This is a genomic window from Mesorhizobium sp. M4A.F.Ca.ET.090.04.2.1, assembly GCF_003999085.1.
Taxonomy (GTDB): domain Bacteria; phylum Pseudomonadota; class Alphaproteobacteria; order Rhizobiales; family Rhizobiaceae; genus Mesorhizobium.
The window spans coordinates 1-7,054 of sequence record NZ_RZOT01000311.1 but is presented as its reverse complement, the minus strand read 5'-3'; the positions used below and the strand labels follow the sequence as shown (position 1 = coordinate 7,054).

The 7,054-nt window shown below is 62.7% G+C and carries 8 protein-coding genes and 1 pseudogene; 7 read left to right on the top strand and 2 right to left on the bottom strand.

Translation table 11 applies throughout. The features are described from left to right. Both EN781_RS20880 and EN781_RS20875 read left to right on the top strand, forming a co-directional pair. The coding region (locus EN781_RS20880) for an MFS transporter (RefSeq protein WP_127400290.1) at positions 1–628 on the top strand (628 nt) is incomplete at its 5' end. 213 nt (positions 629–841) lie between these two features. Continuing rightward, the gene (locus EN781_RS20875; protein ID WP_126058683.1) at positions 842–1,591 is read left to right on the top strand and encodes an SDR family oxidoreductase; all 750 of its coding nucleotides are present in this window, start codon (positions 842–844) and stop codon (positions 1,589–1,591) included. 63 nt (positions 1,592–1,654) lie between these two features. On the opposite strand, the gene EN781_RS20870 is transcribed toward EN781_RS20875, so the two are convergent. Beyond that, on the bottom strand, positions 1,655–2,497 hold the full coding sequence (locus EN781_RS20870; protein WP_126058682.1) for an alpha/beta hydrolase: 843 nt from the start codon (positions 2,495–2,497) through the stop codon (positions 1,655–1,657). Positions 2,498–2,650: 153 nt separating this feature from the next. Between EN781_RS20870 and EN781_RS20865 the strand changes: the two genes are divergently transcribed. Beyond that, positions 2,651–3,109 (top strand): MarR family transcriptional regulator, encoded by a 459-nt coding sequence (locus tag EN781_RS20865; protein ID WP_126059384.1) that lies wholly within the window; start codon positions 2,651–2,653, stop codon positions 3,107–3,109. Here EN781_RS20865 and EN781_RS20860 read toward each other — a convergent pair. Further along, entirely contained in the window at positions 3,073–3,744 is a 672-nt protein-coding gene (locus EN781_RS20860) for a glutathione S-transferase family protein (RefSeq protein ID WP_126058681.1), read from the bottom strand. The genes EN781_RS20865 and EN781_RS20860 overlap by 37 nt on opposite strands. Positions 3,745–4,096: 352 nt before the next feature. On the opposite strand from EN781_RS20860, the gene EN781_RS20855 reads away from it, so the two are divergent. The 4 genes and pseudogenes from EN781_RS20855 to EN781_RS20840 form a co-directional block, all read left to right on the top strand. Then, positions 4,097–4,738, top strand: coding sequence for a 50S ribosomal protein L25/general stress protein Ctc (locus EN781_RS20855; protein ID WP_126058680.1), 642 nt, complete (start codon positions 4,097–4,099; stop codon positions 4,736–4,738). A 21-nt stretch (positions 4,739–4,759) separates the two neighbouring features. Next, positions 4,760–5,485, top strand: a complete 726-nt coding sequence (pth, locus tag EN781_RS20850; protein ID WP_126058679.1) for an aminoacyl-tRNA hydrolase — start codon at positions 4,760–4,762, stop codon at positions 5,483–5,485. A gap of 95 nt (positions 5,486–5,580) precedes the next feature. After that, positions 5,581–6,684, top strand: a complete 1,104-nt coding sequence (gene ychF / locus EN781_RS20845; protein ID WP_126058678.1) for a redox-regulated ATPase YchF — start codon at positions 5,581–5,583, stop codon at positions 6,682–6,684. A gap of 166 nt (positions 6,685–6,850) precedes the next feature. Then, positions 6,851–7,054 (top strand): annotated as a pseudogene (locus EN781_RS20840) (magnesium transporter); the annotation flags it as partial.

Sequence of the window (7,054 nt, the reverse complement as noted above, 5' to 3'; positions counted from 1 at the left end):
CGCTTCGCTCGCCAGCCGCAAGCAGGCAAGCCTCGTCTCGCCCTTCCCGCGCCGCAAGGTCATGTGGGCGCTGGCCGTGCTGACCTTGCTGGTGCTGACCAAGAACGCATACATCGCCTCGATCTCCAGCTACTACACCTTCTACGCCATCCATAAGTTCGGCGTTTCGGTGCAGATTTCGCAGGTCATGCTGTTCCTGTTCCTCGGCGCCTCGGCGCTGGGCATCCTGCTCGGCGGCCCGTTCGGTGACCGTTATGGCCAGAAGGCGATGATCTGGTTCTCGATCGTCGGCGTGCTGCCCTTCACGCTGGCGCTGCCCTACGCCAACCTCGAATGGACGATGGTGCTGACGGTGCTGATCGGTCTGATCCTGTCGTCGGCCTTCTCCAACATCGTCGTCTTCGCGCAGGAACTGGTGCCTGGAAGGGTCGGCATGATCGCCGGCATCTTCTTCGGCTTCGCCTTCGGCATGGGCGGCATCGCCGCCGCCGTGCTCGGCGTCCTGGCCGACATGAAGGGTATCGACTTCGTCTACCAGGTCTGCTCGTATTTGCCGCTGCTCGGCCTGCTGACGGTGTTCTTGCCGAACATGAAGGAAGCGCGGAAGGCGGAAGCGGCGACCCGCTAAGGAACCGCCGATCTTCGGGACTCGACGTGAGCTCGTGGCAGTTGCCACGCGCTCATGGATTCTCTCTCCACACGCCAGGCGAAAGCCTGTTAGTGTTTGAAACGTGTGCGCGACATCACGAGACGTAGCGCGAACGCCTTCAACTTGAACTAAGGTGCCGGGCTCAGCGCCCGATCGGTGCGCTGCGCTACGAGCGAGATGAGGCAATCTGTAGTGTCCAGACTTAAAGACAAGGTCGCGCTGATTACCGGCGGCACCAGCGGCATCGGTCTGGCGACGGCGCGGCGCTTCATTGAGGAAGGCGCTCGTGTCGCCATCACTGGCACCAACACGAGCCGTCTCGAGGAGGCCCGCAAGATTCTTGGCGGCGATACGTTTGTCATCGCCGCCGACGCCGGCGATATTACGACGCAAAACGATATCGCGCGACAGATCGGAGAAACCTTCGGCAGGCTCGACGCCGTCTTCCTCAACGCCGGCATCGCCGATCTACGCCCGCTCGATGACTGGACCGAGGCGGCGTTCGACAGGAGCATCGATATCGACCTCAAAGGCCCGTATTTCCTGATCAAGGCGCTGGTGCCGCTGCTTTCGAACCCGTCCTCGATCATCCTCAGCGGCTCGGTCAACGCACATATGGGAATGGCCGGGACACACGTCTATTCGCTCGCCAAGGCCGGCATGATCTCGCTCGCCAGAACGCTCTCCGGCGAACTCATAGGGCGCGGCATCCGCGCCAATGTGATCAGCCCGGGTCCGATCGACACGCCGCTCAACGACAAGCTCGGGCTGGATCCCGAAGCGGCGAAGGCGCGCGCCAAGGCGGTGGTCGGCCTGGTGCCTGCCGGTCGTTTCGGGACCGCCGAGGAAATTGCCAACGCAGTGGTTTTTCTCGCTTCGGACGAATGCCCGTTCATCGTCGGTGCGGAAATTCTGATCGACGGCGGCTTGAGCATCGCCTGATATCGGCACGGCCTGACGCAAGAACACCCGCCAGATGGCGGGTGTCTTGTGTTCCGAAAGGCCTTACGCCTTGAAGAAGGCCAGAAGGTCGGCGTTGATGATGTCGGCATGGGTCGTGGCCATGCCATGCGGAAGGCCCTTGTAGACCTTGAGCTCGCCCTTCTTGAGCAGCTTGATGGCCAGCAGCGCGGAGTCCGCGATCGGCACGATCTGGTCGTCGTCGCCATGCATCACCAGCACCGGCACGTCGATTGCCCTAAGGTCCTCGGTGAAGTCGGTTTCCGAGAATGCCTTGATGCAGTCGTAGTGCGCCTTGGTGCCGCCCATCATGCCCTGGCGCCACCAATTGTCGATGACGCCTTGCGAGACTTCGGCGCCGGGACGGTTGAAGCCGTAGAACGGGCCGGCCGGAACATCGCGGAAGAACTGGGCGCGGTTGGCGGCCTGGGCGGAGCGGAAGCCGTCGAACACCTCGATCGGCAGGCCGCCGGGATTGGCCGCGGTCTTGAGCATGATCGGCGGCACGGCGCCGATCAGCACCGCCTTGGCGACGCGGCCGCCAGCACCGTATTTGGCAACGTAGCGGGCCACCTCGCCGCCGCCGGTGGAATGGCCGACATGGATGGCGTTCTTGAGGTCGAGATGCGCAGCGAGTTCGGCGACATCGGCGGCGTAAGTGTCCATCTCGTTGCCGGTATCCGTCTGGGTGGAACGGCCATGGCCGCGCCGGTCATGAGCGATGACGCGATAGCCCTTCGAAAGGAAGAACAGCATCTGGGCGTCCCAGTCGTCGCTGCTCAACGGCCAGCCGTGATGGAAGACGATAGGCTGGCCGGCTCCCCAATCCTTGTAGAAAATCTCGGTTCCGTCCTTGGTGGCGATCGTGCTGCTGCCGGGCTTGGTCATCTCAATCTCCATTGATTATTTTCGCGATAATCAATATCGCGACAACAATGTGGTTAGCGCAGATCGAACCCCTTGTCCATAAGAAATATGTATCGCGATATCATTTTTCGTGGTAAACATTGAGAAATGCTCAGTCGGCAAAAGGAATTCGCCGTGCCTCTCCCGTTGGACAATCAGCTCTGTTTCGCCCTCTACGCCACGAGCATGGCGATCAACCGCACCTACAAGCCCATGCTCGACGAGATGGGGATTACCTACCCGCAATATCTCGTGCTCAACGCCCTGGGAGAGGCAGATGGCATGTCGGTCGGCGCGATCGCGCGCAGGCTGGCGCTGGAATCGAGCACCGTGACGCCTCTGGTCAAGCGCATGGAGCAGGCCGGTCTTGTGAGCCGCCAGCGCAGCCATGCCGACGAACGCCAGGTGCAGGTCGATCTCACCGTGGCCGGCCGGGCGCTGCTCACTCAATGCAACTGTCTGGGTGAAACGCTCATCGAGCGCTCCGGGATGACATTGGCCGAGATCGATTCGCTCACCCAAAAAGTCTGGGCCTTGCGCGAGGCGCTGGCTGCCGATCAGACCGCTGTTCCGGGCCGACCGTTGGAAATGTAACTCTTCACGCGCGGCAATGGCGGCGCCTCGAGACCCGCGAAAGGATCGCGCCATGCATCGATCGCCTCGAGTTGGTCATACCAGCGACGTATCGACGGATAGTCGTCGAGCGGTAGCCCGGCAGCATCGTTGAAGGGCAGAAACGTCGCCATGCGAAAGTCGGCGTAGGAGACGGAATTTCCGACCAGCCACTCCCTTTGCGCGAGCACCGGGGCGAGGATGGCGGCAGCCGCGTGGAAAACCCTGAAGCCTTCCTCGACGAGGGCCTGGTCGATAGGACCCAGCCCCCAGCGCTGCTTGGTGCCGCGCTCGAAATGCACCATGTCGCAGCCTCTGGCGAAATTCTCCTTGCCCCAGCTTATCCAGCGGATCATGTCCGGCTCATCGTCCCCGCCGCGCCAAAAATTCGAGCCCACCTCGCGGGAGAGCCGACAGGCGATGGCGTCGGCTTCCCACAGGCTCCATCCGGAGCCGACCAGTATCGGCAAGGTCAGATTTGGGTTGAGCACGCGATAGCGCTCGGCCTGCCCCGATACCATGGGTGAGGCGAATTCGAACGTAACGTCCGCCTTGAGATGGCGTGCCGTCGCGACTCCAAGGCGAGGATTGGGATTGCGGCTGAACAGGAGTTTCATATCGGATCCTCACGGATTGGTTGAGACAACTGCCGCAGGACGATTGAAGCCTGCCCGATCCTACATCCGGACGGACGGGATTCTTGACTGTATGCTTTCGACATTGGAAATGTCGCGAAAGCCTTCCAGACCAACCGCTTGCGCCTGCGCCCGCCTTCCGCTATAGAGCCGCCACCCGCGTAGACACCCTTGGAGGCAACGCGGCGGAAGGCTGCCTTCCCTTGTGATCCCCGAACAAAGGTCCGCTTCTGGCGGCCACCGGCGTTCGGACATCCAGGCCTGGCGGCTTTCGACGTTTCGGCTGGGCATATTGCCTGCCGCAAACGCTCCACAACACGCGAAAGGAAATGCCATGAGCCACGATACTTACGAGCTCAAGGCCGAAGCGCGCGAACAGGTCGGTAAGGGGTCCGCCCGTGCAGTTCGCCGCAACGGTAAAGTGCCTGCAGTGATTTACGGCGACAAGCAGCCTCCCCTGGCGATCGCCCTCAACTACAAGGACGTCTACTACAAGATCCACGGCGGCGGGTTCCTGACCACGGTGGCCACGATCGATGTCGGCGGCAGCAAGATCCAGGTTCTGCCCAAGGACTTCCAGCTCGACCCGGTCAAGGATTTCCCTGTCCATGTCGACTTCCTGCGCATCGGCAAGGACACCGAGGTCAATGTCGACGTGCCTGTCCACTTCATCAACGAGGACAAGTCGCCCGGCATCAAGCGTGGCGGCGTGCTCAACATCGTGCGTCACGAGGTCGAGTTCCACTGCCCGGCCAATGCGATCCCGGAATTCATCACCATCGATCTCGCCGGCACCGATATCGGCGACTCGATCCACATCTCGGCGGTCACGCTGCCGGCCGGCGTCAAGCCGGTGATCTCGGACCGCGACTTCACCATCGCGACCATTGCCGGCTCCTCGGCGATGAAGCCCGAGGTGGAAGAGACGGCCGAGGCGGCAGCGCCCGAAGCGGCTCCGGCCGCCGAAGAGAAGTAATTTTCCCGCCCGGAGACGACGATGCTTGTGTTCGCAGGCCTCGGCAATCCGGGCGCGAAATATGCCAACAACCGGCACAATGTCGGTTTCATGGCGGTGGACGCAGTCGCCCGCCGCCATTCTTTTTCGCCCTGGTCGAAGAAATTCCAGGGCCTGATCGCCGAAGGCACGCTCGCCGGCGAAAAGATCCTCCTGATCAAACCGCAGACCTTCATGAACCTGTCCGGCCAGGCGGTCGGCGAGGCGCTGCGCTTCTACAAGCTCGAACCTGCCGCGCTCACCGTCTTCTATGACGAGATCGACCTTGCCGCCGGCAAGGTTCGGGTCAAGGTCGGTGGCGGCTCCGGCGGCCACAACGGCATCCGCTCGCTGGACGACCATGTCGGCAAAGCCTATCGCCGCGTGCGTGTCGGCGTCGGCCATCCGGGCGTCAAGGAAATGGTGCACGGCCACGTGCTTGGCGACTTCGCCAAGGCGGACCGCGAATGGCTCGAGGTTCTGCTCGACACCATCGCCGACGACGCCGGCCTGCTGGCCAAGGGCGACGACAATTCCTTCATGAACCGCATCACGCTCGCCCTGCGTGAAAAACTGACGCCGACCGGCGACGACGATCGCCCGCCACCCAAGGCGCCAAAGGCGCAGAGCCACATCCGCCAGGCCAGGCCGCAGCAGGCGCCGGCAAAGCTGCCCGAAACGGGCCCGATGGCCGCCATGCTGAAGAAGCTGTTCGGCGGCAAGGGCTGAACGTCGCCGGGGATGGCGGCCGAGGGGTTGACGTTCGTCACTCCTTTCGCCCATAGCCCTGATCAAATTTCGATTTCCCGATAGGACCGGACACAATGGGTTTCAAATGCGGCATCGTCGGCTTGCCTAATGTCGGCAAGTCGACGCTCTTCAACGCGCTGACCAGGACGGCGGCGGCGCAGGCCGCCAACTACCCGTTCTGCACCATCGAGCCAAACACCGGCGAGGTGGCGGTGCCGGACCCGCGCCTGCAGAAGATCGCCGCCATCGGCAAGTCGAAGGAGATCATCCCGACCCGCATCTCCTTCGTCGACATTGCCGGCCTGGTGCGCGGCGCCTCCAAGGGCGAAGGGCTGGGCAACCAGTTCCTCGCCAACATCCGCGAGGTTGACGCCATCGTCCATGTGCTGCGCTGCTTCGAGGACGACGACATCACCCATGTCGAGGGCCGCATCGACCCCGTCGCCGACGCCGAGACGGTCGAGACCGAGCTGATGCTCGCCGACCTCGAAAGCCTCGAGCGCCGCATCGTCCAGTTCCGCAAGCGCGCCGCCGGCAAGGACAAGGAAGCGATGGCCGTGCTGCCGATGATGGAGGCAGCGCTCGAACTGCTGCAGGCGGGCAAGCCGACCCGCATCCTGCTAAAGGGCATAGGACCGGAGGATCTGCGCATCCTGCAGGGGCTGAACCTGCTCACCTCGCATCCGGTGCTTTATGTCTGCAACGTCGCCGAGGCCGATGCCGCGACCGGCAACGAGCACTCCAAGGCCGTGGAAAAGATGGCCGCCGCTCAGGGCGCCGGCACCGTCGTCATCTCGGCAGCGATCGAAGCGGAGGTTGCCCAGCTTTCCGACGACGAGGAGATGGAGTTCCTCGCCTCGCTCGGCCTCGACGAACCGGGTCTCAACAAGGTGATCCGCGCCGGCTACGACCTTTTGCATCTCATCACCTATTTCACCGTCGGACCGAAGGAGACGCGCGCCTGGACTATCCACAAAGGCGATAAGGCGCCGCAGGCGGCCGGCGTCATCCACACCGATTTCGAGCGCGGCTTCATCCGTGCCCAGACCATCGCCTACAACGACTTCGTCACGCTCGGCGGCGAAGTCGCGGCCAAGGAGGCCGGCAAGGCGCGCGACGAAGGCAAGGAGTATGTCGTTCAGGACGGCGACATCATGCTGTTCAAGTTCAACACCTGATGCTCGCGGCGGCGCGCGTCCGGCAGATTGCGCCCTCCCGTCGCCTGTCTTGACCTCATCATGCCGCAGGTCTAATCGGCTGGTGCTCGCGGGCTCCTCGAAGCCCATGCAGTCCTGACGACGCTTCGAACGAAAATCTCTTCGATCCAGCAAGGGAGATCCGGCGATGATCAAGGCATTCGTCGTGGACAATGATCGGCTGCGTCTGGTTGATGACCTTGTGGCAAATGGCGACAAGGTTGTCTGGGCCGATCTTTTCAATCCGACCAAGGACGAGGAAACCGCCATCGAGAGCTGGCTCGGCGTCGCCATCCCGACGCGCGAGGAGATGGAGGAGATCGAAATCTCCAGTCGCCTCTACATCGAGGAC